This is a genomic window from Gemmatimonadaceae bacterium, from assembly GCA_019752115.1.
Taxonomy (GTDB): Bacteria; Gemmatimonadota; Gemmatimonadetes; order Gemmatimonadales; family Gemmatimonadaceae; genus Gemmatimonas.
The window spans coordinates 103,441-128,476 of record JAIEMN010000010.1 but is presented as its reverse complement, the minus strand read 5'-3'; the positions used below and the strand labels follow the sequence as shown (position 1 = coordinate 128,476).

The following is a 25,036-nucleotide window of genomic DNA, read 5'->3' as shown; positions in this document are numbered from 1 at the left end:
CCGACCAATCCCTTTGTCTCGTGCCATGCTCCCAATCTCTCAAAGCGGGGAGCCTCCATCAAACCCGGGGCGCTTCAAGCTGGCTGTAGTGATCGGTCAGGTCGAGCGCGTGGCCCAGCGCCATCGCGGCGCGCGTCACGGAGCGACTGGTGCCGTTGAACGACATGGTCGTGGACTCGGACAGGGTCGCATCGGTGAGCTGATCGAGCGCCTGCGCACAGAAGGCAAACGAGGCCTTGAGCTTGGTCACGAGCTCAGCCTTGGGCCACATGGCCTTGACCGAGTCCGGCGTCGTCCGGTCCTTGGCGTCCTCGTTCGACTTCATGGCGCCGAAGGTATTGCAGAAGAGATACGAGTCGCTGGCGATATGCTGCGCGATGTAGCCGATGGTGAGCTGCGCCGGGGTCGGCTTGTAGCCGAACTTGGCCTCGGGGATCGAGTCGAAGGCCTGGGCGAGGTTCCGGTGGGCGCTGAGGATGCGTCCCTTGAAGGCGGCCGTGATCGGGTTGGCCTGGGGCGCGGCGGGGGCCTGCGCGGCCAGCACGGCGGGGACACACACACTGGCCAGCAGCGTGGTCAGTCGAAGACGGCGCATCGAAACTCCTGATGTGGGGGACGTGCCTCCTAGTCTGCGGTCTGGCGAGGAGGGGCGCAACGCGTGGCGCCGTCGGCTCGCGCCACCGCTTCGGAGGCGCTACCATCTCCGTCCTCACCCACCGACCTTCCCCGCCGGTCCCCCCGCCCCATGGAGTGCCCGATGCACACGGTTCGCACCCTCCTCGATCGCAAAGGCCATGCGGTGGTCTCCGTCGGTCCGCAGGCGACCGTGCTGGAGGCCGCCCACATCATGGCCGACAACGGCCTCGGTGCCGTCCTGGTCGTGGAGGGGGCGGAGACACTGGGCATCTTCACCGAGCGCGATGTGCTGCGGCGGATCGTGGCGCTCGGGGTCGATCCGGCGCGCACACTCGTGGCCGCCGTGATGACCACGGAGCTCGTGACGTGCCTCCCCGACACGACCCTGGATGAATGCGGCGCCATCATGACCTCACGTCGGATCCGGCATTTGCCGGTGGTCGATGCCCAGGGCGTGCATGGCCTCATCAGCAGCGGCGATGTGCTCGCCCATCGCGCCGCCGAACAGGAGGCGACGATCAAGTACCTCAACGACTACATGTTCTACACGCGCGGGTAAGCACGAGCATGCCTTCGCATATCATGACGGTGACGCGCACCGCGATCACCAGCCTGCTGTTGGTGTTTACGGCGGGCCTTACGGTGATGCCGGTGGCGGCGCAGCGTGCGCCGCTGGGTGAGGTGCTGATCCTGACCACCGGCGGCACGATCGCGTCGCGAGCGACGGGACCGATGACCGACGGGGCGTCGCTGATCCGCGGGATTCCTGAACTGGCCACCGTGGCATCGATTCGCGTGGCCGAAGTGATGCGCGTGCCATCGTCGCAGATGACGCCTCCCGACTGGCTCCGTCTGGCCAAGCGGATCACGGCCGAGTTACAGGCCGCACCGGCGCTGCGCGGCGTCGTCGTTACGCATGGCACGGACACCATGGAGGAGACCGCCTATTTCCTCACGCTCACGGTGCGTGACGCACGCCCGGTCGTCATGGTCGGTTCGATGCGCGGCGGTGACGAGCCATCGGCCGATGGCCCGGCCAACATCCTCAATGGCGTGCGGGTCGCGATGAGCGACGCCGCGAAGGGGCACGGCGTGTTGGTCGTCCTCAACGAAGATATCGGCGCCGCTCGCGACACCTGGAAGACCGACAACCGCCGCGTGGACACGTTCCGCTCACCGGAGCGCGGGTTTCTGGGGGCCGCCGATCCCGACACGGTGGTGTTCTTCCGTCGCGTCCTGCAGGCACACACCACGGCCTCCGAGTTCGACGTGACCACGCTGGAGGCGCTGCCCACCGTGGATATCGTCACCGACTACGCGGGTTTCGACTCGACCGCGATGCGAGCGACGATCGACCGCCGACCGGGCGGCATCGTGTTTACCAGCTTTGCCGGTGGTCGCTTGAGCACCGGCGCGCAGGGTGCCATCCGGATGGCGGGACGCGCCGGGATTCCCGTGGTCGTGGCATCGCGCGTGCCGGGCGGTCGCATCGTCGGATCGCCGCACGCCGATCTGCCCCGGGTGCTCGCGCGCGATCTGCCGCCGCACAAGGCGCGCGTGCTCCTGATGCTGGGACTGACCCGCAGCACCGATCGGGTCACACTGCAACGGATGTTTGACCGGTACTGATCATGTTCCGCCCTGTCCTTCTCCTGCTGACGCTCGCTCCGGCGATCGCCACCGCGCAGCCGGCCGCCGCGGTGCCTCCACGCAGCATTGCGGGCGCCGATTACACGTTTCTGGTACGCGCCGATGGCAGTGTGCTGGGCTGGGGCAACCCGGAGGGGAGCGCCGGGTTGATCCCCGCCGGTCCCGGCGCGGCGACCCCGCGCGTGGTGCCCTTCCCGGGGCCGGTGAAACAGCTCGCGCGCCTGAAGAACGCCTTTCTCGCGCTGCTCGACGACGGATCGATCTACGCGTGGGGGATGAACGACAGTGGTGAGTTTGGGAGCGGTGCGGGCTCAAGCCGCACGCCGAACAATCCGCTCCGATCCACCACTCTGGTAAAGACGGCCCTGCCGAATGATCTCGTGCAGCTCTCGGCGGCGTCGACACACGCGCTCGGGCTTCGGCGCGATGGCACGGTGCTCACCTGGGGGAGCGGGCCGACGGGAAGCTCGCAACTGCAGGCGCAACCGGTGGCGGGGCTGCGCGACGTGGTGAAGGTGGTGGCCGCCGGTGATCACGACCTCGCCCTGACGCGCACGGGCCAGGTGTACGCGTGGGGGGAGAACAAGAACGGGCAGCTCGGTGCGGACCCGGCCACGCTGCCGCGCAGCGCGCAGCCGGTGCTGGTGGCGGGGCTCCCCGCTGCGGTGGATATCGGCGCCGCTGGCACGACCAACTTTGGCTTCTCCGGCGCGGTGACGAGCGATGGGGCCGTGTGGATGTGGGGGAGCGATCAGAGCGCGACGATGGGCGACGGCATCTTCTGGGGCAACACTCCCGATGGCAATGACAACCAGTTCACCCCGAAACCGGTGAAAGGCGTCGTTGGCGTGAAGTCCATCACGGTCGGTGAGGGGTACGTGGCCGCGCTCCTTAGCGACCGGACGCTGCGCATGTGGGGCCACGACGGATGGGGACAGATCGGTATCGGGACACATGGGTTCTACCAACCGCTTCCCAAGAAGCCGCTCATCACCGATCTCGAGGCGCTCTGGACCGTGGGCCATACGACCTTCGCCGCGAAACGCGACGGAACGCTCTGGTGGTGGGGGGGGGCACGCCGAAGAACGCCTACGTCCCGACGCAGCTGCTGCTCCCCAACTAGCGAGCGGTCGATCGTCACGCCACTCCAGCGTCATGCATTTTGGAGGCGCCGGAAAGCGCCTGATGCTGCGCGAGCCGCTCACGACTGGCGAGGGGTCACCCTGCTCCGTGCCGTCCTCATGACACGACGACTCTTTTCCTTGCTGCTCAGCGTCGCCATCCTGGCGCCGATCGTGCAGGCGCAACCCGTCGCGGACACTGCCGGCGCAATGGCGACCGTGCGCGAGTTCGTGCGCGCGAACGAACTCGCCGATCTCGACCGCATCGTGCGGACCTTCGACGAGGCAGCGACGGTCTTCATGCCGGTGGGCGATGCCCCGTACCGGCTGACGGGGACGGCGCAGATCCGCGCGGCGTTTGCCGACGTCTTCAAAGGCCGGACCGGTCCAATCACGATCACCCAATCGGCCGTCGAGGCGCAGGTGGTGGGCGACGTCGTCATCGTCACGGCGCACTTGCGCGCGATTCCGCCAACGCCGATCACCGAGCCCCTGTCGTTCGCGCGACGGACGTTTGTGCTGCGCCAGGTGGGTGGTGAATGGCGGATCGTGCATCACCACGCGTCGAACTTCCAGTGGAAGCCACCGGGTGCCTAGCGGCGCGACTGGCGCGAGCGGCGAGGCGCTCCGATGGGTCGCGCCGTGTTGGACCGGCGCGTAGCTTCGCCGGAGATGGGCGGCCGACGGCCGACCCGCTGTTGGTGAATGCGTCCCTAACACTGCCCGCGCATGCGCTCTGTCCTGTGTCTCTTCGCGCTCGCCGCTGCTTCACTTGCCGCGTGCACCACGCGGGCCCGTGAGGTTGACGACGCCACTCTGCGGACCGCCGACGCCGACACCGCCAACTGGCTGACCCACGGCCGGACCTACGCCGAGCAGCGACACAGCCCGCTTCGCCAGGTGAACGACACGACCGTGAAGTCGCTGGGGCTCGCGTGGCAGAAGGACATGCAGACGCTGCATGGCCTTGAGGCGACGCCGTTGGTGAAGGATGGCGTGATGTACCTGACCGGGACCTGGAGCGTGGTGTACGCGCTCGACGCCAAGACCGGCGCCGAGAAGTGGCGCTACGACCCCAAGGCCCCCAAGGACCACGACAAGTTCATGTGCTGCGGCGTGGTGAACCGCGGCGTCGCGCTCTATCGCGGGCACGTCTATGTGGGCACGATGGATGGGCGACTCGTGGCGCTCGATGAGCGCACGGGTAATCCGGTGTGGAGCGTGCAGACCACGCCGGTGGATTCCCCGTACTCCATTACCGGAGCGCCGCGCATCGCGGGGGGCAAGGTCATCATTGGCAACGCCGGTTCCGAGTATGCGGTCCGCGGGTACGTCTCCGCCTACGATGCGATGACCGGCGCGATGGCGTGGCGGGCATATCTGGTGCCCGGCAATCCGGCCAAGCCGCAGGAGTCGGCGGCGCTGCAACGCGCGGCGGCGACCTGGTCCGGCGAGTGGTGGAAGGGCGGCGGCGGCGCGAGTCCGTGGGATCCCATTGTGTATGATCCGACGCTCGATCTGGTCTATGTGGGGACGGGTAATCCCTCGCCATGGTACCCCGAGCTCCGCGGCACGACCGTGGGCGACAACCTGTACGGCTCGTCGATCGTGGCGCTCAAGGCCAGCACGGGCGAGATCGTGTGGCACTATCAGACGACGCCCGGTGATGCGTGGGACTACGATGCCACGCAACCGATCGTGCTGGCCGACCTCACGATTGATGGCACGGTGCGTCACGTGCTCATGCAGGCGAACAAGAACGCGTTCTTCTACGTGATCGACCGCGCCACCGGCAAACTCCTCTCAGCCAAGCCGTTTGCCAGTATGACGTGGGCAACCGGCATGGACAGTACGGGGCGGCCGCTCATCGTGCCGTCGGCCATCGCGACCTCCACGCAAGGCACGATCGTCACGCCGGCCAACTTTGGCGCGCACAACTGGAATCCGGTGTCGTTCAATCCCACGACTGGGCTCGCGTATCTCGCGGTGGTCGATGAGGGTGAAGATCTGCACATCGTGGATCCCAAGTTCGTGCTGCGCCCCACCGACCGCACGCTGGGCCGTGACATGCGCTATCGCGGCCCGCTGCAGGCCAAGATCGCCGCCACGCACCCCACGGGCCGGCTGATCGCGTGGGATCCGGTGGCCGGCAAGGAAGTGTGGCGCGTACCGCACCCGATCGTACGCAGCGGCGGCACGCTGAGCACGGCGGGCAACCTGGTGTTTCAGGGGCGCGTGGACGGCCTCTTCGCTGCCTATCGGGCCACGGACGGACAGAAGCTCTGGGAGTTCGATGCGGGGGTGGGGATCGCCGCCGGGGCGATGACATACGCGGTGGGCGATACGCAGTATGTGGCCGTGGTCACGGGGCCCCCGGCGATCTACTCGGATGCCGGCGCCAAGGCGGGGCCCGGGCGGCTCCTCGTGTTCGCGCTCGGTGGGAAGGCCACGCTGCCGCCGCCACCGGCGCCGCGCGAGCCCATTCCGGCGCCCACCGTGACGGTGGCGGCCACCCCGGCCGATCTCGCCGAAGGGAACGCGCTGTTCATTTCGTACTGCAGCCGCTGCCACAGCTTCACGTCCAATCTGGTGAAGGGTGGCGCGGTGCCCGATCTCCGGCGATCGGTGGCGTCGACGCACGCCATGCTCGACTCGATCGTGCTCGGTGGAGCGCGCCGCACCCTCGGCATGCCGTCGTTCGCGAAGGACCTCACACCGGCGCAGCTGAAGCTGATTCAGGCGTATGTGCTGGATCAGGCGCGGATTGCGTCGGGTGGAGCGCCGCGGTAGCGCCGCGGTCGCGATCGCCTCGCGGCGGGAATTCACACGCGCGCATCGTGCATGAGCGGTACGTCATGTTCATCACATCCGCGCGGATCACTTCAGTTCGTCCCACATCCGCCGATGCTCATGGCTGAGTGGAGTGCGTCAGTACCCGCGAGCGAGGTCGCTCGCCGACGACGCTCCGCCGCAATCCCCACCGTTTGATGCGGATTGGGCATGTTTCGCAGTCTTCGCATCGGCACGCGCGTGCGTGCCGGATTCGCCAGTGTGGCGATGATGATCCTGGCCTTGAGTGGCCTGTCGATCTATGCCATGGCGCAACTCCGCGCCGGCACCCAAACCATTTACGATGATCGGGTCGTTCCGCTCCGCGAGCTGAAGGTGGTCGCGGATGCGTATGCGGTCGCGATCGTGGACAACGTGCACAAGGCGCGCGCGGGGTCGGTACCCGCTGACCAAGCGCTGGCGACGATCAAGGCGGCGCGCGCCACGATCGACAGTGCATGGGGGGCGTATCTCGCCACGTACCTGACGCCCGAGGAACAGGCGCTCATCAAACAGGTCGAAGCGGTGCGATCTGGCGCCAATGCGGCCACCGAGCACGCGATGGCGCTCTTGCAGGCCAACGACCGGGCCGGTCTGGTGCTGTTCGCAGAGCACGAACTCTATCCGGCGATCGATCCGGTCTCGGAACGCATCAGCGCCCTCATTGACCTGCAGGTGCGGGTCGCCGGTGAGGCGTATGCCGAGAACAGCGCGCTCTACGCGCGCATCCGCGTTGTGCTCATGAGTGTCGCCTGCCTCGCGCTGCTCGTCTCGAGCTGGATGGGCTACGCGATTGCCCGCTACCTGTCGACCGGCGTCGCGACGCTGGTCTCCCGGTTGCAGCAGTTGCGCGAGCACCTGCTCCCCTCGGTACACGGCGGGGCCGAAGCCATGGCGAACGGGGTGCTGGAGCCGGTCGCGCACCCGGTGATTGCGCCGCTACCGGTGCAGTCGCGCGATGAACTCGGCATCCTGACCGACGCGCTCAATGGCGTGGCGGCCGAAGCAGCGGCTGCGGCTGATGCCACCGACCGGTCACGCGCGACCCTGCAGGCGCAGCTCGCCGAGGCGGAGCAGCTGGTGCAGGCTGCACGCCACGGGCAGCTGTCGGCGCAGGCCAATGCGGAGGCGTTTCGTGGCGCCTACGCCCGACTTCTCGAGGGCTTCAATGCCGCGCAGACCGCCGCACGGGCTCCGGTGCTGGCCACGCTCGAGATGCTGGAGCGGGTGGCGGCGCACGACCTGTCGGAACGCGTCACCGGCGCGTATGCGGGGGATCATGACCGGCTGGTGCGCGCCGTGAACACGGCGATCGGAAACGTCGCCGATGCGCTCCATGAGGTCGAGGTGGCCGCCGAACAGATCGCGGGGGCCTCACGCGAGGTGGCGGGGGGCAGTCAGGAGATGGCCCAGAGCGCCTCGCAGCAGGCGGAGAGCGTCGAAGCGATTACGAGCTCGACGCGCGAGCAGGAGGCGTTGGCGACCACGGCAGCGAAGCGCATTCTGGACGCGCGACGCGTCGCCGTGGAGGTGCGTGGTCAGGTCGCCGAGAGCAACGCGTCGATCACGTCACTGACGGCGGCCATGGACGAGATGGTGGCGTCGGCCTCGCGGACGGCGGCGATCGTCAAATCGATCGACGAGATCGCGTTCCAAACGAACCTGCTGGCGCTCAATGCCGCGGTCGAAGCGGCACGCGCCGGTGATGCGGGTCGCGGCTTTGCGGTGGTGGCCGATGAAGTGCGGACGCTCGCCATTCGGGCGGCCGATGCCGCTCGCGAGACCTCGGCCCTCATTACCGCCACGCAGGATACGGCCGCGCGCAGCACGGCGTTCACCCATTCGGTGCATGCGCAGCTGGGCGAGATCGATACCGGGATCGAGTCAGTCGCCTCGCTGGTCGCGGCGATCGCCGACGACGGGCTCCGTCAGCAGGACCAACTGCGCACGATGCACGCGGCGACCGATGGGGTGAACAACCTCACCCAAGGCCTGGCGGCCAACGCCGAAGAATCGGCCAGTGCCGCCGAGGAGCTGAGTGCACAGGCGGCGATGCTCCGGGCGCTGGTCCAGCGGTTCCGCGTGAAGACCGCCTCGGGCGACAGCCGACCCTTGGCCCGGCGCGATGGGGCCTCGGCCCCGCGGGAGGGCGGCCGCGAACGGCGGCGGGAGCACCGGGGCGCGCGACCGTTGGCACGGGCGTAGCGAATCGGCCGGTATCCACGACAGCCGACGGGGGGTCGCTCGATCCCCCGTCGGCATGTTCGTTTCGCCCCCTGGACCCGTGATTCGCACGACGAATCGCATTGCGGCATGCGGAATTTGCGTGCACACTCTCTGTACCCGCCCCCTCCCCCTTCCGGGCCACCACCATGCACGCCTGTCCGTCTCGCGTTGCCCTCCGGCTGGTCACCACTGCCCTCCTCGCTGCTGTCACCACCTCAGCGGCATTGGCCCAAAGCGCGAAACCCGCGGCACCACCCAGTCGCAGCAGCGGTCCCACGCTGACGGCCGAGCAGGCCAAGCTCCGCGCGCTGCTCGACAAGTACAAGGATCCGATTGTTGCCGTGCACGATGGCTATCTCTCCACCCTGGGGTGCGTCGAGTATCCCAAAGGGGGCGGTGAGGGGGCGATGAAGTACGTGGCCGGTGGCATGGGCGTGCACTTCCTCAATGGCCAGCTGATCGGCCCCAAGCTCGATCCGACCAAGCCGCAGGTGCTGATCTACGAGCCGGTGGGCGACAAGCTGCAGCTCGTGGCCGCCGAGTGGTTCGTGCCGGTGGAAGCCGCGGGCAAGACGCGGCCGTCGATCTTCGGGCATGACCTCGAAGGGCCGATGGCCGGTCACAAGCCGATCATGCCGGATGGTCTCGTGCACTACGATCTGCACGTGTGGCTCTGGAAGAACAATCCGGCGGGGATCTATTCGCCGACGAATCCGGATCTGCATTGCCCCAAGGGTGCGTACTCGTTCAATGAAGACGCGCCGAAGATGATCATGGGGAAGATGGGCAAGGAATGACCGAGCGGCAGGCCGCTGAGTGGCTGATGGGGTTTGGTGCCACGTGTCTGCTCTGGACCGGCCTGCCGTTCCGTGTGGCACTCTCGACCCGCTGGTGGCCGCGCACGTCCGGTCGGGTGCGTGAGCGCCGTGTGCTGTCGTTGCCGGCGTCTCCTACCGTGCCGCGGGCTCAGGATCTGGAGCCCGCGGTGCGCGTGGCGTACGAGGTGAACGGGAAGATGTACGAAACCACCACCGTGCGGTGGACCGGGATCAGTTTGCTGCAAACGACACGGACCCTGGAGCGGTACCCCGTCGGCACCACGGTGACGGTGTACTACGATCGCGACGCCCCGCAGCGTGCGGTGCTCGAGCCGGGGCCGACGTTCGAGTCAATTGCACAGGTGGTGGTGAGTGTGCTGTTGATCGCGGCGGGCGCCGCGTGGTACCTGACGGCCTGACATCACCGCGCCCAGCGCAACGGCAACGGGCCCGCGCCGGACGATATCCGGCGCGGGCCCGTTGATCACTTCGGACGCTTACGGCTTCGCGATGATGACCGTGCGGTTCTTCTTGTTCGCGTTGCTGATCTGCAGGTTGTAGCCGTTCGGCGTGTTGGTGTGGAAGCTTTTGTAGTTCACGTTGGCATCGCCGATGTGGGCGGCGGCGTCCACGCCGGGAATGCCGATGTCGGGCGAAGCGGTGAGGCCGCGCGACTTGAGATCATTCGCGGTGGTCACGGGATCGAACGGCTCGAGGCCGAAGGAGACGTGATCGACGGCGGCACGCGGTGGCGCGTTCTTGTCGAAATTCGGACTCCGCGAGTTGCCGCCACGAATGAGGATGTTGCCGCAGTCGTCGCACATCCACACTTCGTTCTGGCTGCCTTCGTCGCCGGTGGGCTTCCAGCCGATCAGCGCCTGGTAGAACGCGACCTGCTGCTTGTAGTCGCCTACGCCGAACGAGATGTGGTCGAGCCACACCGTCTTCCAGTTGGTGCTGGCGAACGGCGCCGGCTCACTCCAGGTGATGGCCTTGGCGCTCTTGCGCCCCTTGGCGTAGCAGCCGTTCGTCAGCACGAGATCATAGCCCTGCGGATCCTTCACATGGAACGCCTCGCATCCGGCCGGGCCGTCGTTGTCGGCCACGGGATTGAGTCCGCGCTTCTTGAGCTCGGCCTCGACGGTCTTCGCGTTCCAGGGGGAGATCACCCACGCGTAGGAATCCCAGATCACATTGGGCGCACGACGCGGGCCACCGCCACGGCCACCTCGACCAGCCGCTGCGGCGGCGGCACTGTCCGCCGCCGGACGCGGGGGCGGTGGCGGCGGTGGGGTGTAGCCGCCCTTGATGACGACGGTGCCGACATCGCCGACGTCGAGCACCGCCTGCTGGCCGTCGTCGCTGCGGAGCTTCCAGTTCATCAGCGCCATGTAGTACGCGGCTTCCTTCTTGTAGTCGACCGCGCGCATGGTGAAGTGATCTAGCCCCGTCGTCTTCCAGCCGGTGGGCGCAAAGGGCGCCGGCAGGGGCATGGTGTCGCAGACGGGGGTGCCTTCGTTGGGGCGGCCTTTGCATTGCCCCTGCGCAAACAGGCTCGCGGGGGCGGTCAGGGCGAGACTAAGGGCGCCGAGGGTCAGCGAGCGGGCGAGCGGGGTCCGAGCGGGGAGTCCGGCGGGCAGCTGGGCCATGGTGAGGGCTGGCTGGGGGGACGAGGCGGGAGGCCGACTGCGCTAGTATACGGCGCGGGCGGGCAGCGCGTTCGGCGGACGCTCAGCGCCCGGTAGCCAGCGGCAGGACCTTCTGCACCAGGGTGACGAGCAGCCGCCCGGGCTCCTCGAACATCAGGAAATGCGCGCTGTGCTCGAAGGTGATGAATTCTTTCTTGGGCGCCCGGATGCGGTCAAAGTAGGCCTTCGCCCCGCTGTAGGTGTCCATCAGATCATGGCGGCCATGCAGCATGATGACGGGGACCCGATAGTCGGTCTCGCTGGCGCCCTTGTGACCGCCCTGCCCGTCGATGAGGTGGCGATTGGTCCACGCGACGGCCGGGCTGATGTTCGCCACTTCGTCGAGGGAGAATTCCGGCGCCCAGTCCCACATGCGACTGTAGAGACTCAGGTCCGTCTTGCCGTACCAGGCCCCACCATACCGCTGCACGATGGCGCGCATGGCCAGCAGTTCGCGCGTCGTGGGCTCACGCCCCACCGGCGGATACGGACGCATGGCGTTGAGCTGGCGGAGCGTGGCCGTATCCCCCTTGGCGGTTGCCAGTTCGAATAGATTGCGGAACATCTCGCGCTCGTTCTCGGCGCTTCCCTCACCGATGGTGACATACGCCGATACCCATTCGGCGTGCTGGTTCACCAGGAGCGGCCCGAAGATCGTGCCGTGCGAGAAGGCGAGGACCACCATCTTGCGCGCGCCGAGTGTCTTGCGCACATGGGCCATGACGGCGGCGGCATCGTCTGCGAGTTGCTGCTCCGTCATGGTGGGGCCGAGACGCGCCGAGTCGGCGGCGGAGAAGCTCTTTCCGGAGCCCCGCTGATCCCAGTTGACCACGGTGAAGTAGTCTTCCCAAGGCCGCTGATACGCCCACGACATGCCCATCAGCGAGCTCCCCGGTCCGCCGTGCAGCACGAAGAGCACCGGGTTGTTCCGGTCGAGTCCACGTATGGAGATCCACTGCCGGCTACCGTTGATCTCGAGCGGCTCGAGCGTCTCGATGCCATTCGGGGTGTGAATGCGGCGGAGCTCGGCGAGGCGCGCGGTGATGGTGTCGCGGGGGTAGCTGGCGGCGGGGGCGGCGGGGCGCTGGGCGGAGGCGCCGCTCATCGCCGTCATGTTGAGTACCGTCGTGGCGAGCGCCGTGAGAGCCGCGTTACGCATCGGCTACTTGGCCGCCTTCGCCCACTCGGCGCGGACGGCATCGAACCAGCCGTGGGCGACGACGATGCGTTGTGAGTTCTCCATCGGACGGATCAGGACGAGGCGACCGTCGGGCATGACGTCGAAGTTGGCGTGCCCGCGGAACGGCGGGAGATCGAAGCCACTGCGCACGAGCGTGTCACGCGCGACCACGCTGACGCCGGCGGTCGTGGCAATCGTCGCACGCACCAACATGCCATCACGCGGCACGTAGTACACCGACCGACCGTCGCGCGACCACACCGGTTGCTGGCCGCCGGACTCGGAAATGCGATAGGCGACGGCTCCATCGGGGAACGCGCGCACGTACACATCCAGGCCCGCGCCCGCTTCGTCCGAGGCGTACACTACCCACTTGCCATCGGGAGAGAATCGCGGCGTCTCCTCGCCGGCGGGCGTCGCGACGAAGGGCTTTGAGGCGGTGTCACCGGCGATCTTGCGATACCGCAGATCCGCAGAAGAGCCGGAACCGATACGGTACATCAGGTACTGCGCATCGGGAGAGACCACCCCTTCCCAGAGCGCAATCTTCGCATCGCGATGCAGCAGCTCCATCCCACCGGCACCATTCGCCGCACGCCAGACGATCGTCGACTTGTCGGTCCCACTGAACGCGCGCATCAGCAGCCGCTCCCCGTCGGGCGTCCATTCGGGGCGCGCCACCTCCATCGGCGACGACTGGCGTTCGTTGAAGCGGGTCAATGCCCGTGCGCGCAGATCATAGACGACCACATCGGACGCGAGGCCGACCGTCACCGCAATGCGCGTGGCATCGGGCGACAGTCGCGGCTCGCTGGCGCTTTCGAGTCCCGCGGTCAGTACTTGAGCCGAGCCGTTTGGACTGACGAGGGTCAGCGCCGATTTGGTGTCTCCATAGCGGTAGATCAGCGATCCGTCATCGGCGAGTGCGGCGGCGAGAATACCGATATCGCTCGCGACCCCCTGCATCATCAACCGTGGTTCGCCGGACACGGCGCGTCGCTTCCCGTCGAACGGCACACCATAAATCGCCCCGCGCTCGTTCGCGTACACGAGCGTGCCGTCCTGCACTCCCAGGATGCGTGACCCGACGAGCCCAAGGGACGTGACCGAATCGGTCGAGCGCGAGTAGGCCATGAGCCGCGAATTGCCGACATTGCCTCCCCAGTCGACGAAGAGCATGGTCTCGCCGTCGTCGAGCAGATGCGGCGTCTGCGACTGTCGGCCGGTCTGCACGAGCGGCCGCAACGGCTTCACCGTCCCGCCGTTCTCGGGCACGACAATGATCGGGCCCGCGTCGCCCACGTAGATGTGGCCATCGGTCGACCAGTCGCCACCGCGCGGATTGCGCAGGTCGGCGAGAAACTCCACGTTTCCGCCAGCCGTCGGCACCTTCTTGAGCTTCCCGTTCGCGGCGAACGCGACCCACGTCCCATCGGGAGACAGAAAGAGTTGCGTGGCCCCGTCGGTGCCCTCGAGGCGGCGGGCCCGTACGTCGTCGAAGGCCCGTACATAGGCGTGTGTCATACCGGCGCTGTCGCGCGCGACAAAGACGATGCGTTTCGCCACCGACGAGATATCGATCGACGCGTAGCCTACCGTGAGCTGCGCGCCCTCGGGTTGATCGACCGTGTATTGGATCGCCTTCGTCGCGCCCTCCACCCTGCCCTGGGCGGCGCGCCACCAGCCAACGCCCGCGGTGCCGGCGGCGATGGCGAGTAGCGTGGCGGCGATGAGCGGACCGCGTGATACCGGAGCACCCGACGTGGCCGTGGTCGTTCGCGAAGCCGATCGGGTCCCCTCGCTGCCGAGCGCCTCGATGAACTCCTTGGCCGTCTCGAACCGATCGGCCGGCAACTTCTCGAGGGCCCGCAGCACGGCGTCTTCCACCCCGGCCGGAACGGCCTTCCGCTGCACGCCGATCGGGCGCGGCTCCTCGGTGAGCACACGGGCAATGATTGCCTGCACGCTCGGCCCGGTGAACGGGGCCTCGCCCACCAGCATTTCGTAGGTGACCGCTCCCAAGGCATAGAGATCGCTGCGCGCATCGATGGTGCGCTCGCCCATCGCCTGTTCGGGGCTCATGTAGTTCGGCGTGCCCAGGCTCAGCCCCGTCTGGGTCATGCGCTGGCCGCCGGCGGTCTGAACCGCAAGCGCAATGCCGAAATCGGCGACGAGCGCCGACCCATCGTGCAGGAGGATGTTCTCCGGCTTGATGTCGCGGTGGATGACGTTCTGGCGGTGCGCGTAGTCGAGCGCGCTCGCCACCTCGCGCGCGATGCGGACGGCGTCGGCAATTGGGAGCTGGCGCTCACGATCCAACCGCGCACGGAGCGTCTCGCCGGTCACGAGCGGCATGACGTAGTACAGGAGGCCGTCAGCCGCGCCGCTGTCCAGCAGCGGCAGGATATGCGGATGCTGGAGTCGCGCGGTGGTGCGGATTTCCGTGAGAAAGCGTTCGCCACCAAGCGCGGCACCGAGGTCGGGGTGCAGGACCTTGATGGCGACGTCGCGCTCGTGCTTGAGGTCGTGCGCGAGGTAGACCGTCGCCATGCCACCGGCGCCAAGCTCGCGGTCGAGGCGGTAGCGGTCGGACAACGCCGACGCGAGGCGGCTGATGGTGTCGGTCATTCGTGCGCGGAGTTCACTTGTTCACGGCGTCCACCGCCTGTTTCATCTTGGCCACCCAGTTCGGCACCACACGCAGCGACCGCACGGGCGCCTCGATGTCCGCCTGCAGATAGATCACCCGACCATCCACGCTCAGCTGCGACGACGCGCCGGGCGTGTCGAGTGCGCGTGTGGAATTGAACCACCGCCGCATCGGACCGACGGGGTTCTCGGCCGAGGCGGTGATCGTGACGCGATCGAACCCCCACGGCTCGTAGCTCTTGAAGACGAGCTCTGTCGCCGAAAGCCAGTGCGGATCGTCGGCATTGGATCCGCTGTGCAGCGGATACCGTTTCCCCGTACGCGGCAGCGGCTCGAGCCACATCGCGTTCTCGTCGGGCTGCGAGTACGCGATCCACTTACCGTCTGGCGACACCGCCCCGTAGAGGGCATCGGTGACCAGCGTGGTGGTCGTGGTGGACCGCTGCTCGACGTTCATCGCGACCACCTTAGTCGCCCAGTCACTCAGCGTGACGCGGCCATCCGGCAGCCAGTCGTTGGGCTCGAAACTTCCGCCACGCACGAGCGGCGGCGGCGCCTCGCTCGCGTTGAGCGGGCGCAGGTACAGCTCGAGCGTGCGATCTCTCGTCCAGAGCGCGTATACCAAGCGATCGCCGGTTGGGCTCCAGAGGGGTTGCCGAATGTTTGGGGCGCTCGCGAGCACGTCGAAGCGGCCCGTCTGCAGATCGTACACGCGCAGTTCCTGTCCTTCGAGTACCTCGACCGTCGCGGCCAGCCGCTTGCCATCGGGACTCATGCGCCACAACTGAAACGCCGCGCGCCCCACCGGCAGCGTGTCGATCGACTGCGCATTCTGCCGTACGAGCTGCCCCACCGCGTGGTTGGCCCCCACGGCGTACACCAGCGTCCCGTTGTCGGCGATGCGGTAGCTCGCGGCGGCCGAGTAGTCGCGCAGCGACAATCCCGACAGCATACGCACGGGGCGCCCGATGGTCCGTTTGACGAGATCCACGCGCGCGGCCTGCAGATCCCCCTGCTGATTCGCGTACACCACGTACCGCTCATCAATCACGGTGAACTGCGAACCATAGACCAACGAGCTGTCGCTCTCGCGGCGAAAGAAGAAGCCCTCCACCGGCTTGGTCGTGTCGGCCTGCATCTCCACTCGAGCCGCCATCCGATTGGATCCCCCTCCGCACATGAGGGTACCCGGGTCGGGCAGCGGCGAACTGAGCTCGCAGTAACCAATGGACCGGAGCACCGAGACGCCGGCGTCCGCATCCACGATCCGGGCGCTGCGTCCGATATCCTCGATGGACACCAGATGCTGCGCGTCCTTCCAGAAGAGGTGCGAGATGGTCTTCGCCCGCGCGAGCACCGTGGGCTTGCCGCCCGCCATGGGTATGCGTTCGATCGACAGCCCAGCCGTCCCCCCACTGCCCGGCTGGCCGCCGCTGCTTGTGGCGCGCGTGGCAACGTAAGCAAGGGATTGTCCATCGGGGGCGATGGCCGGCGCGAAAGCTGGGGCATCATCCGTCACGCGACGGCTGGTGCCGTCGAGGAGCGACCGATACCACAACGTGGTACGGGAGGGATCGGCAGCGGTCGGATCCGCGGCCGCCGGATACACCACGAAGTCTCCGGTCGGCGACACCGCAAAGGGTGTCGCGAGCGACATCGCGGCGCTGTCGGGGAGCACCACGTCGTACTCGGTGGGCCCGCTCGGCGGCGTGGGTCGGGTGGCCATCCAGCCGACGGCGGCGACGGCGACCACGCACGCCGCCGACGTCGCGAGCGCCAGCGTGCGCCACCGCGTGGCGGTGCGTCCACTGACGTGGGCACCCGAACGCGACGACAGACGGCTGGTGCCAGTGTCGTTGAGCGCCTGCACGAACGCGGCAGCGCTGGCATAGCGATCGGCGGAGAGTTTCTCAATCGCGGTGTGCACGGCGGCGGCGACATGCGGCGGCACCGCCTTGCGAATGGTGGCGATGGGTTCGGGCTCGCTGCTCAACACCTTCGCCACGATCGCCTGCACGGTGGGGCCGGTGAACGGCGGCTCGCCGGTGAGCATCTCGTACACCACCGCACCCAGCGCGTAGAGATCCGAGCGCGCGTCGAGCGTCTTCTCGCCCATCGCCTGTTCCGGCGACATGTACTGGGGCGTGCCGAGCGACAGGCCGGTTTGCGTCATGCGCTGGCCGCCGGCACTTTGCACGGCCAACGCGATGCCGAAGTCGGCCACCAGCGCGTGGCCGTTCTGCAGCAGGATGTTTTCGGGCTTGATATCGCGATGAATCACGCCGAGCCCGTGGGCGTAGCCGAGGGCATCGGCGACCTCGCGGGCGATCAGCAGCGCGTCGTCGATGGGGAGCTGCTTCTCGCGGTCGAGCCGGGCGCGGAGCGTTTCGCCGGTGACGAGCGGCATGACGTAGTACAGCAGACCGTCGGCCGCGCCGCTGTCGAGGAGCGGCAGGATGTGCGGATGCTGCAGGCGCGCGGTGGTGCGGATTTCGGTGAGAAAGCGTTCGCCACCAAGCGCGGCACCGAGGTCGGGGTGCAGCACCTTGATGGCGACGTCGCGGTCGTGCTTGACGTCGTGCGCGAGGTACACGGTGGCCATGCCGCCAGCGCCGAGTTCGCGCTCAATACGGTACCGGTCGGCCAGCGACGCCGCGAGTCGTTCGCTCACGTCGCTCATCGCGTCAACCCGGGAATCGCGGCCAGATACACATCGCCTCGGTACTGGCTCGCCACGCACGCGCCGACGGCGCTGCCCGTCGCGACAATAATGCTCTCCACCCGGCACTGCGCCGGCACCGACATCACACGCTCCGGTGACTGGACCGTACCGGTCGCGTTGACCCGATACAGTGCGGGGCCGCGGGGCTCCCAGCGCCCGTAGTACACCCAGCCGTCCTTGGTCCAGCTGAGCGTGGTATTCGCGAGCGAGCCCGAATACAGCACAAGTGGGCGAAAGTCCCAGCGCGCCAGCGAAGAGACGCCAATGGCGGAGCCGGTCGGGGTGGACACCAACAGCGCGGCCGAGCGGCCGTCGGGGCTCACGGTGTGCTTCACGACGCGCAGACTATCGGGGGCTCGCACGGTGCGCACCATTGCTTTGGTCGAATCGAGAACCATCAGGCTCTGGTAGTCCCGCCCAATCGCCGCCAGTCCACTCGCACCAAACGGGACGACGCGCCGGGGCCATGTCGCGCCGGCGCTGTCCCGGTTGGTAATGCGCTGCGTGGCGGTCGCCACGTCGTACAGCACGTTCTTCCCGCTTTCGATGCGCTGAAACACGATCCGTGATCCGTCTGGAGAGAGCGGCGAGTGCGACCCAACGCCGGCCCCCGCTCCGGTGCTCACGGCCTCCTCCTTCAACGGGCTGGCGCCGAGGCGGATACGATACAGGTTGTCACCGCTACCATTGCCACGCAGGAAATAGAGGGTCTGACCATCGTCGCTGATGGCCGGATCGGCGTACCATGACGTCCCCGAAGTGACGCGACGCGGCGGCATCGCCGTGGTGGTGCCAACGCCGAAAACCCACTGATCAGCCAGCGCATCACCGGAGATGTAGGCGAGTCCAGCGCTTCGTCGCGCGAGATCAAAGTCGCCTCGATACAGTGCCTGCAAGCGCGGCATGATGTTCGACGACGCGCCGGAGAAGTGCCCATCGCGGGTTACGGAAACCTTGACCCAGTCATCCTCTCGTCCGGGCGCGGCCATAAACCGCACGAGGGCCTCGCCGTTCGGCGTCCACCGGATGACCGATCGCCCATCATTTCGCATCGAGTCGACGAGCGCACCGTTACGACGGGCGATGAAGATCTTCGCCCCGGTGTTGATCGCCAGCAACGATCCATTCGGCGACCACGCCACCGCCCATACTTCTGGGGACGGCAGCTTCAGGCTATCGGTCGCTTGACCGGTGGCGAGCGATAGGATGTAGGCAAAAGCGGACGCCAGCGTCGTGCCGTTCTTCGGAATGAAGAGTAACGAATCGCCAGTCGGATCGACATCAAACGTTCCGGGTGTCGTGACCTGGCGCGTTGCGCCGCCAAGTCGAGGCACCACGAAAATCCCGCGCCGTGCCGAATCGAGCGTTGCCGACACGATCATCGAGGTGCCATTCGGCAGCCAACGCACATCCCAAATGATTTTCGCGTTATCGATGACGCGGGCCGACTCACTGCCGCCGGTATCCTGCACTACAAGCGCCGATCGACAGGGCACGCCGCTGTCGAGCGCTTCCTCATCGCTGAAGCCGTCGTTGTCCGCCTGATCGCACTCGCGTAGGACGTATGCGAGTACCGCCCCATCAGCACTCAGGGCCGGAACGCCCGCCTTCCCCGTAAATGTGAATTGCTTGCTGGTCGCGGTGGACAGGGTCCCGGGCGACGTCCGTAACGCACTGGTCAGCGCGGTCGCGGCGACCGCGCCGAGCAGGATGCCGGCCGCGAGCATGATGCGGCCATCGAGACGCGCGCGCTTGCCGCCCATGCTTGGCGCTTCGCTGGTGCTGGCAGTAAACGCCGACCCGTCGCGCAGCGCGTCGGCAAAGGCGGCGGCGGTGGCGAAGCGGTCGGCCGGCAGCTTCGCGAGCGCCTTCAGGACCGCGCGCTCCACCGGCGGCGCGAGGGTTTTGCGCGTCAGGGACGGCCGTTCGGGTTCGGCATTCAGCACCTTGGCCACGACCGCCTGCATCGTGGCGCCGGTGAACGGGGGCTCACCGGTGAGCATCTCGTAGGTGATCGCGCCCAGCGCATAGATATCAGAACGCGCGTCGATGGTGCGCTCGCCCATGGCCTGCTCGGGGCTCATGTAGCTCGGCGTGCCGAGCGACAAGCCCGTTTGCGTCATGCGGGGGCCGCCCGCCTGTTGCACGGCGAGCGCGATACCAAAGTCCGCAACGAGGGCGTGCCCGCCCTGCAAGAGAATGTTCTCCGGCTTGACGTCGCGGTGGATGACGTTCTGCGCGTGCGCGTAGTGCAGCGCGTCGGCCACCTCGCGCGCGATCAGCAGCGCGTCCTCAATCGGGAGCTGGCGCTCGCGCTCGAGCCGGGCGCGCAGCGTTTCGCCGGTGACCAGCGGCATCACGTAGTACAGCAAACCATCCGCCGCGCCGCTGTCGAGGAGCGGCAGGATGTGCGGATGCTGCAGGCGCGCGGTGGTGCGGATCTCGGTGAGGAACCGCTCGCCGCCGAGGGCGGCGCCCAGGTCCGGGTGGAGGACCTTGATGGCGACGTCGCGGTCGTGCCTGACGTCGTGCGCGAGGTAGACGGTGGCCATGCCGCCGGCGCCGAGTTCGCGGATCACGCGGTAGCGATCGGCGAGGGCAGCGGTAAGGCGCGCGAGCACGTCGTTCATTTCGTTCTCAGTGTCTGCGGCCAGTTCACCAGCACATTGATCTGCGTGGGGGCACCGGTCGGTTTGAGCATCAGGAATCGCCCGTCCCGGGCCACATCGTACTGCGCGTAGTTTGGCGAGGCCAGATAGTCGCCCTCGAAGAGCGTGGTCCGTGACACGACGCGAAAGGTAGGCGTGTGTTCGACACGGGCGCTGATCATCTGGCGGCCCGCGCGATAGAAGAGCTGCGTGCCGTCTCGCGACCAGATCGGTTCCGTCCCGCCGCCCGCGGAGATCGTGATGACGGGGCCCGGTCCGGGGAACGGACGGACGTAGACCTCGCGTCGAGCGGTCTCTCCGGTCACGTAGGCGACCCAGCGGCCGTCGGGGGAGAAGCGCGCCATCGTCGCCGACTGGCCGGCATCGACAAAGACCCGAGACGGTTCGTCCGTCCCGAGTCGCACGACCTTGAGCCCGCCATCGCTGTTGGCCCGAAAGAGCAGCCACGCGGCGTCCGGAGACATCACCGCGGAGTAGACCGAGCCGTCGGCGCGCATGGTCCGATTGCCGAGCACTTCGTAGGTGCCACTTCCGTCGGCGGGTTGCCAGAGCAGGCCGGACGCCGCTTTCACATCGGTCCGCGTGGACTGATAGAGCACGCGCGAGCCGTCGGGCGTCCACTCGGGACGTTGGCCCATGGTCCCCAATCGACTGATGGTCGCGTTGGCAAGGGTATAGACCGACACGCCCACCGTGCGTCCGTCGCCCCCCTCGTTCGTGAAGGCCAGTTGCGCTTCGTTCGGCGACAGTCGTGGATCGGCGCCGCGCGTCACCGAGTCGAGCCCAGGGATCGCCGAGACGGTACGCCCATCAGCGCTCACCCAGAGGGCGCGCGACGTCCGACCACCACTCGCCGCGACCAGCACGCCCGTTTCGCTCAGGGCGGCATTCCATGACCCGACCGACACCACCTCGGCATCGTTCGGCGCCCGCGGCGACGACGGATCGAAGGGCACACTGAGCAAGGCCTCCTCGCCGATCGCCTTGTACAGCAACCGGCCCGCTCCATACCCAAGCGCCTGCCCGACAATCGTCGAGTTGACGACCTCGCCGCTCTCGAGCGAGGTGACGCTGAGCAGATCGTCCTCGCCACCACCGGGGCCAAAATCCGTGAAGGCGATGTGCCGACCGTCAGGGAGCGCCACCGGCCACATATGCAGATGACCGCTTGGGCCAGCGGCGGCCGTCGTGAGCGGGCGAATGTCCCCGCCGTTCGCCGAGACGATGCGAAGCCCCTTGCCACGCGCGCCGATGCCGCCCAACACGATCGTATTGTCGCGGGTCCAGACGATCCCGTTGGCGCCATCGAGATCAGCGATGGGCTGCGCCGGTCCGCCGGACAGCGGCGCCTTCATCAAGCGCCCACGATTGACAAACGCGACCCATTTCCCGTCGGGGGAGAAGGCGACGCCCCCATAGCGCAGGCCATCGGCGGCCCCAATGGCCCTGGTGCCGTTCGAGTCCAGCGAACGCACCCGGAGCCGTGGAATCGTGGCGGAATCGGCGATGTACGCGAACTGGCGGCCGTCCGCAGAAATGGCGAGGGCCTGCAATTGGACGCCGTCGCTGAGCGGGACCGAAAAACTCACGACCGGCGCGTTCGGCGCGACGCCCCGCGCGCGCCACCCCCACCAGGCCACCGTCATGGACACGAGCGCCACCATCACCGACACCAGCGTGAGCGCCCGAAGACCGCGACCGGTGGCTTCGGGGCCCGCGGACGCCCCCGCCCCGCGCCCGCGAGCGACGGGCGCCTCGCTCCCGAGCGCGTCGATGAACTCGCGAGCGGACTCGAAGCGATCGGCGGGCAACTTCTCTAACGCGCGCAGCACAGCGTACTCGACCCCTGCCGGCACCGCCTTGCGCTGCACGCCGATAGCGCGCGGCTCCTCGGTGAGCACGCGCGCGATGATGGCCTGCACGCTCGGCCCGGTAAACGGGGCTTCGCCCACCAGCATTTCGTAGGTGACCGCCCCGAGCGCATAGAGGTCGCTGCGCGCGTCGATGGTGCGTTCGCCCATCGCCTGCTCGGGGCTCATGTAGTTCGGCGTGCCGAGCGAGAGCCCCGTTTGCGTCATGCGCTGGCCGCCGGCGCTTTGCACGGCGAGGGCGATGCCGAAGTCGGCGACGAGCGCCGAGCCATCGTGCAGGAGGATGTTCTCCGGCTTGATGTCGCGGTGGATGACGTTCTGGCGGTGGGCGTAGTCGAGCGCGCTGGCCACTTCGCGCGCAATGCGGACCGCGTCGGCGATGGGGAGCTGGCGTTCGCGATCGAGCCGCGCCCGCAGCGTCTCACCGGTCACCAGCGGCATGACATAGTACAGCAGGCCGTCCGCGCTCCCACTGTCGAGCAGCGGCAGGACGTGCGGATGCTGCAGGCGCGCGGTCGTGCGGATCTCGGTGAGGAACCGCTCGCCGCCCAGCGCGGCGCCCAAGTCGGGGTGCAGAACCTTGATGGCGACGTCGCGGTCGTGCCTGACGTCGTGCGCGAGGTAGACGGTGGCCATACCGCCGGCGCCGAGTTCGCGGTCGAGGCGGTAGCGGTCAGCGAGGGCGGCGGTGAGGCGGTCGATCATAGGCCGACCGCTCGCCGTAGCTCGGGATAGCGAGGATGCGTGCGCGTCAACGTCGAAAAGAACGCGGTGCGCAAGAAGTACGGACCGGTCGTATCGCAGCGCTTCACCGATTCGATCGCGTAGGCCATGGCCTCGTCGCTGCGGCCGAGTCCATCGGCGGCGGCGGCCAGCAGAACGCGCGGGACCACATCGGTCTGCGAGCGGGCGATGAGCTCGTCGTACACGGCAGCGGCGAGCGACTGTTGGCCCAGCGCGAGATACGCCTTGGGCAGTGCGCAAAGGAAATAGGGGCTTCGCCCGAATTCGGCGAACGCCGTCGCGGTGACCTCCAGAGTACCAGCGGCATCGCCCGCCCACGAATGCACCATGACCCGCACGTAGCTCACCAGGAACGAATGGGGATCCAGTGCGTATCCCCGCTCCACTTCGCCGATGGCCTCGTCATAGCGATGCTGCACAAGCAAACCGAGCGCCCGCTGCCCGGCGCAGAAGGTGCTCAACGGATCATCGTGCACGGCCCTGGTGAGCTCGGCGATACCGCGTTCGTCGTCTTCACGAAGACAGATCAGTCCCTGCATCGCATAGTTGGCGCGGACGTCGGCCAGGCGCGGCTGCGCGGCGAGTGCGCGCTCCCACCATGCGAACGCCGCGCTCGGGTCGTGCTCCAACACCAGGCTCACACTCGCCAAGGTGCCCATCACGGACGCGAGGCTGGGATCCAGCTCGAGGGCGCGCTGCAATGTACGCTTGATGACCGGCAACGTCCCGTCCACCGGGAGCAATCCATACCGAACGGTCGTGGCGAGCGTATCACCCAAGGCCGCATGCGCTTCCGCGTTCCTTGGATCGAGTTCTACGGCCCGTTCGAAACACTCGCGCGCGAGGATGAGACTCCGCCCCCGTTGAGCGAGGAGGGCCCGCCCCTTCGCGACGAGCTCGAAGGCATCGAACTCCGCCGTGGTCGCGCGGCCGGCCCCCGTGGCCGACGGGGTGAACGTCACCTGCAGTCTGGATGAGATGGCGCTGGCGATCTCGTCCTGCACTGCGAACACATCGGTCAGCTCGCGATCGAAGCGCTCCGACCAGAGGTGAAAGCCGTTCTCGACGGCGACCAGCTGGACCGTCAGCCGCATGCGATTGCCGGAGCGGCGCACGCTGCCCTGGAGGACCGTCGCCACGTTGAGCGCGGCGCCGATCTCGGCGAGCGCAACGGCCTTCCCGCGGAAGGAGAACGCGGAGTTGCGCGCGGCAACGTACAGCCCCTCTGTGCGCACCAGGGCATCGAGGATGTCGTCGGCGATGCCGTCGGCGAGATACTGGTTGTCCGGATCGGCGCTGAGGTTCTCGAATGGCAGAATGGCGAGCGACTTGGCGGGTGCCGCGGGCGCCGCGGTGCGCGATTCGGGTTCGTTGAGCGCGCTGACGAAGTGCGCCGCCGTTTCGTAGCGATCGACCGCCGCGCGGGCCAGCGCCCGACTGACCGCGCGCGAGACCGGGTGCGGTACGCCTTCACGCAACGCCGCCACTTCCACCGGCGTCTGCACGAACCGCTTGGCGATCACCGCCTGCACCGTGGGGCCGGTAAATGGCGGTTCGCCCACGATCATCTCGTACAGTACGCAACCGAGGCTGTACAGATCACTGCGGCCGTCGACGTCCTCCCCAACGGCCTGCTCGGGGCTCATGTACGCCGGTGTGCCGACGCTCATGCCCACCTGCGTGAGCGTATCGGCGCTGGTATCGCTCACGGCTTTGCCAATGCCGAAGTCGGCCACCAGGACGTGACCGTTCTGCAGCATGATGTTCTCGGGCTTGATGTCCCGATGAATAACGCCGATGCCGTGGGCGTGATCGAGCGCGCCGGCCACTCCGCTCGCAATGCGCACCGCCTCGGTCAATGGCAGCTGGCGCTGGGCGTCGAGCCGCTCCCGGAGGGACTGCCCCTGCACCACCGGCATGACGTAGAAGAGCGTGCCACCGGCTTCGCCCGAATCGTACAGGGGTAGGATGTGCGGGTGACTGAGCTTCGCGGCCAGCTGAATTTCGCGAAGAAAGCGCTCGCGACCGACCGACTGCGCCACGTCGTCGCGAAGCACCTTGATCGCCACCGGCCGCTCGTGCTTCAGGTCCTGGGCGAGATACACCGTCGCCATACCGCCCTGACCCAATTCGCGGTCGAGGCGGTAGCGGTCAGACAGGGCGGCACTGAGGTGATCAAGGAGGGTGCTCACTGTTCACAAGATGCAGCCCCAACCGCGTTGCTGCCATGCGC

15 protein-coding genes are annotated in these 25,036 nt (G+C 67.6%); 7 read left to right on the top strand and 8 right to left on the bottom strand.

Annotated features, from left to right (window positions below; all coding sequences use genetic code 11):
* Positions 1 to 58: 58 nt before the first annotated feature.
* Positions 59 to 595 carry a DinB family protein gene (locus tag K2R93_05480; protein ID MBY0489272.1) on the bottom strand — a complete coding sequence of 179 codons (537 nt, stop codon included), beginning with the start codon at positions 593 to 595 and terminating at the stop codon, positions 59 to 61.
* Between the two features lie 162 nt (positions 596 to 757).
* On the opposite strand from K2R93_05480, the gene K2R93_05475 reads away from it, so the two are divergent.
* From K2R93_05475 to K2R93_05445, 7 genes are all read left to right on the top strand, one after another.
* Positions 758 to 1,195 (top strand): CBS domain-containing protein, encoded by a 438-nt coding sequence (locus K2R93_05475; GenBank protein ID MBY0489271.1) that lies wholly within the window; start codon positions 758 to 760, stop codon positions 1,193 to 1,195.
* An 8-nt stretch (positions 1,196 to 1,203) separates the two neighbouring features.
* Complete coding sequence (locus tag K2R93_05470; GenBank protein MBY0489270.1) at positions 1,204 to 2,265, top strand: asparaginase; 1,062 nt, start codon at positions 1,204 to 1,206, stop codon at positions 2,263 to 2,265.
* 2 nt (positions 2,266 to 2,267) lie between these two features.
* Positions 2,268 to 4,004, top strand: coding sequence for a nuclear transport factor 2 family protein (locus K2R93_05465; protein ID MBY0489269.1), 1,737 nt, complete (start codon positions 2,268 to 2,270; stop codon positions 4,002 to 4,004).
* A 132-nt stretch (positions 4,005 to 4,136) separates the two neighbouring features.
* Positions 4,137 to 6,197 carry a PQQ-dependent dehydrogenase, methanol/ethanol family gene (locus K2R93_05460; protein ID MBY0489268.1) on the top strand — a complete coding sequence of 687 codons (2,061 nt, stop codon included), beginning with the start codon at positions 4,137 to 4,139 and terminating at the stop codon, positions 6,195 to 6,197.
* Between the two features lie 210 nt (positions 6,198 to 6,407).
* Positions 6,408 to 8,441 (top strand): MCP four helix bundle domain-containing protein, encoded by a 2,034-nt coding sequence (locus K2R93_05455; GenBank protein ID MBY0489267.1) that lies wholly within the window; start codon positions 6,408 to 6,410, stop codon positions 8,439 to 8,441.
* 167 nt (positions 8,442 to 8,608) lie between these two features.
* A complete protein-coding gene (locus tag K2R93_05450; GenBank protein ID MBY0489266.1) occupies positions 8,609 to 9,259 on the top strand; it encodes a hypothetical protein in 651 nt (216 codons plus the stop codon).
* Positions 9,256 to 9,699: a DUF3592 domain-containing protein gene (locus tag K2R93_05445; protein MBY0489265.1), complete on the top strand. Its 444-nt coding sequence runs from the start codon at positions 9,256 to 9,258 to the stop codon at positions 9,697 to 9,699. Before K2R93_05450 ends, K2R93_05445 begins: the two co-directional genes overlap by 4 nt.
* Before the next feature lie 78 nt (positions 9,700 to 9,777).
* Here K2R93_05445 and K2R93_05440 read toward each other — a convergent pair whose 3' ends face one another.
* The 7 genes from K2R93_05440 to K2R93_05410 form a co-directional block, all read right to left on the bottom strand.
* Positions 9,778 to 10,929, bottom strand: a complete 1,152-nt coding sequence (locus K2R93_05440) for a hypothetical protein (protein ID MBY0489264.1) — start codon at positions 10,927 to 10,929, stop codon at positions 9,778 to 9,780.
* Positions 10,930 to 11,011: 82 nt separating this feature from the next.
* Positions 11,012 to 12,127, bottom strand: a complete 1,116-nt coding sequence (locus K2R93_05435) for an alpha/beta hydrolase (GenBank protein ID MBY0489263.1) — start codon at positions 12,125 to 12,127, stop codon at positions 11,012 to 11,014.
* Between the two features lie 3 nt (positions 12,128 to 12,130).
* Positions 12,131 to 14,776: a serine/threonine-protein kinase gene (locus K2R93_05430; protein MBY0489262.1), complete on the bottom strand. Its 2,646-nt coding sequence runs from the start codon at positions 14,774 to 14,776 to the stop codon at positions 12,131 to 12,133.
* A gap of 13 nt (positions 14,777 to 14,789) precedes the next feature.
* Complete coding sequence (locus K2R93_05425) at positions 14,790 to 17,468, bottom strand: protein kinase (GenBank protein MBY0489261.1); 2,679 nt, start codon at positions 17,466 to 17,468, stop codon at positions 14,790 to 14,792.
* A 5-nt stretch (positions 17,469 to 17,473) separates the two neighbouring features.
* Positions 17,474 to 20,149: a protein kinase gene (locus K2R93_05420; GenBank protein MBY0489260.1), complete on the bottom strand. Its 2,676-nt coding sequence runs from the start codon at positions 20,147 to 20,149 to the stop codon at positions 17,474 to 17,476.
* A complete protein-coding gene (locus K2R93_05415; protein MBY0489259.1) occupies positions 20,146 to 22,764 on the bottom strand; it encodes a serine/threonine-protein kinase in 2,619 nt (872 codons plus the stop codon). The genes K2R93_05420 and K2R93_05415 overlap by 4 nt, the downstream gene beginning before the upstream one ends.
* Positions 22,761 to 24,995, bottom strand: a complete 2,235-nt coding sequence (locus K2R93_05410; protein ID MBY0489258.1) for a protein kinase — start codon at positions 24,993 to 24,995, stop codon at positions 22,761 to 22,763. Before K2R93_05410 ends, K2R93_05415 begins: the two co-directional genes overlap by 4 nt.
* Positions 24,996 to 25,036: the final 41 nt, after the last annotated feature.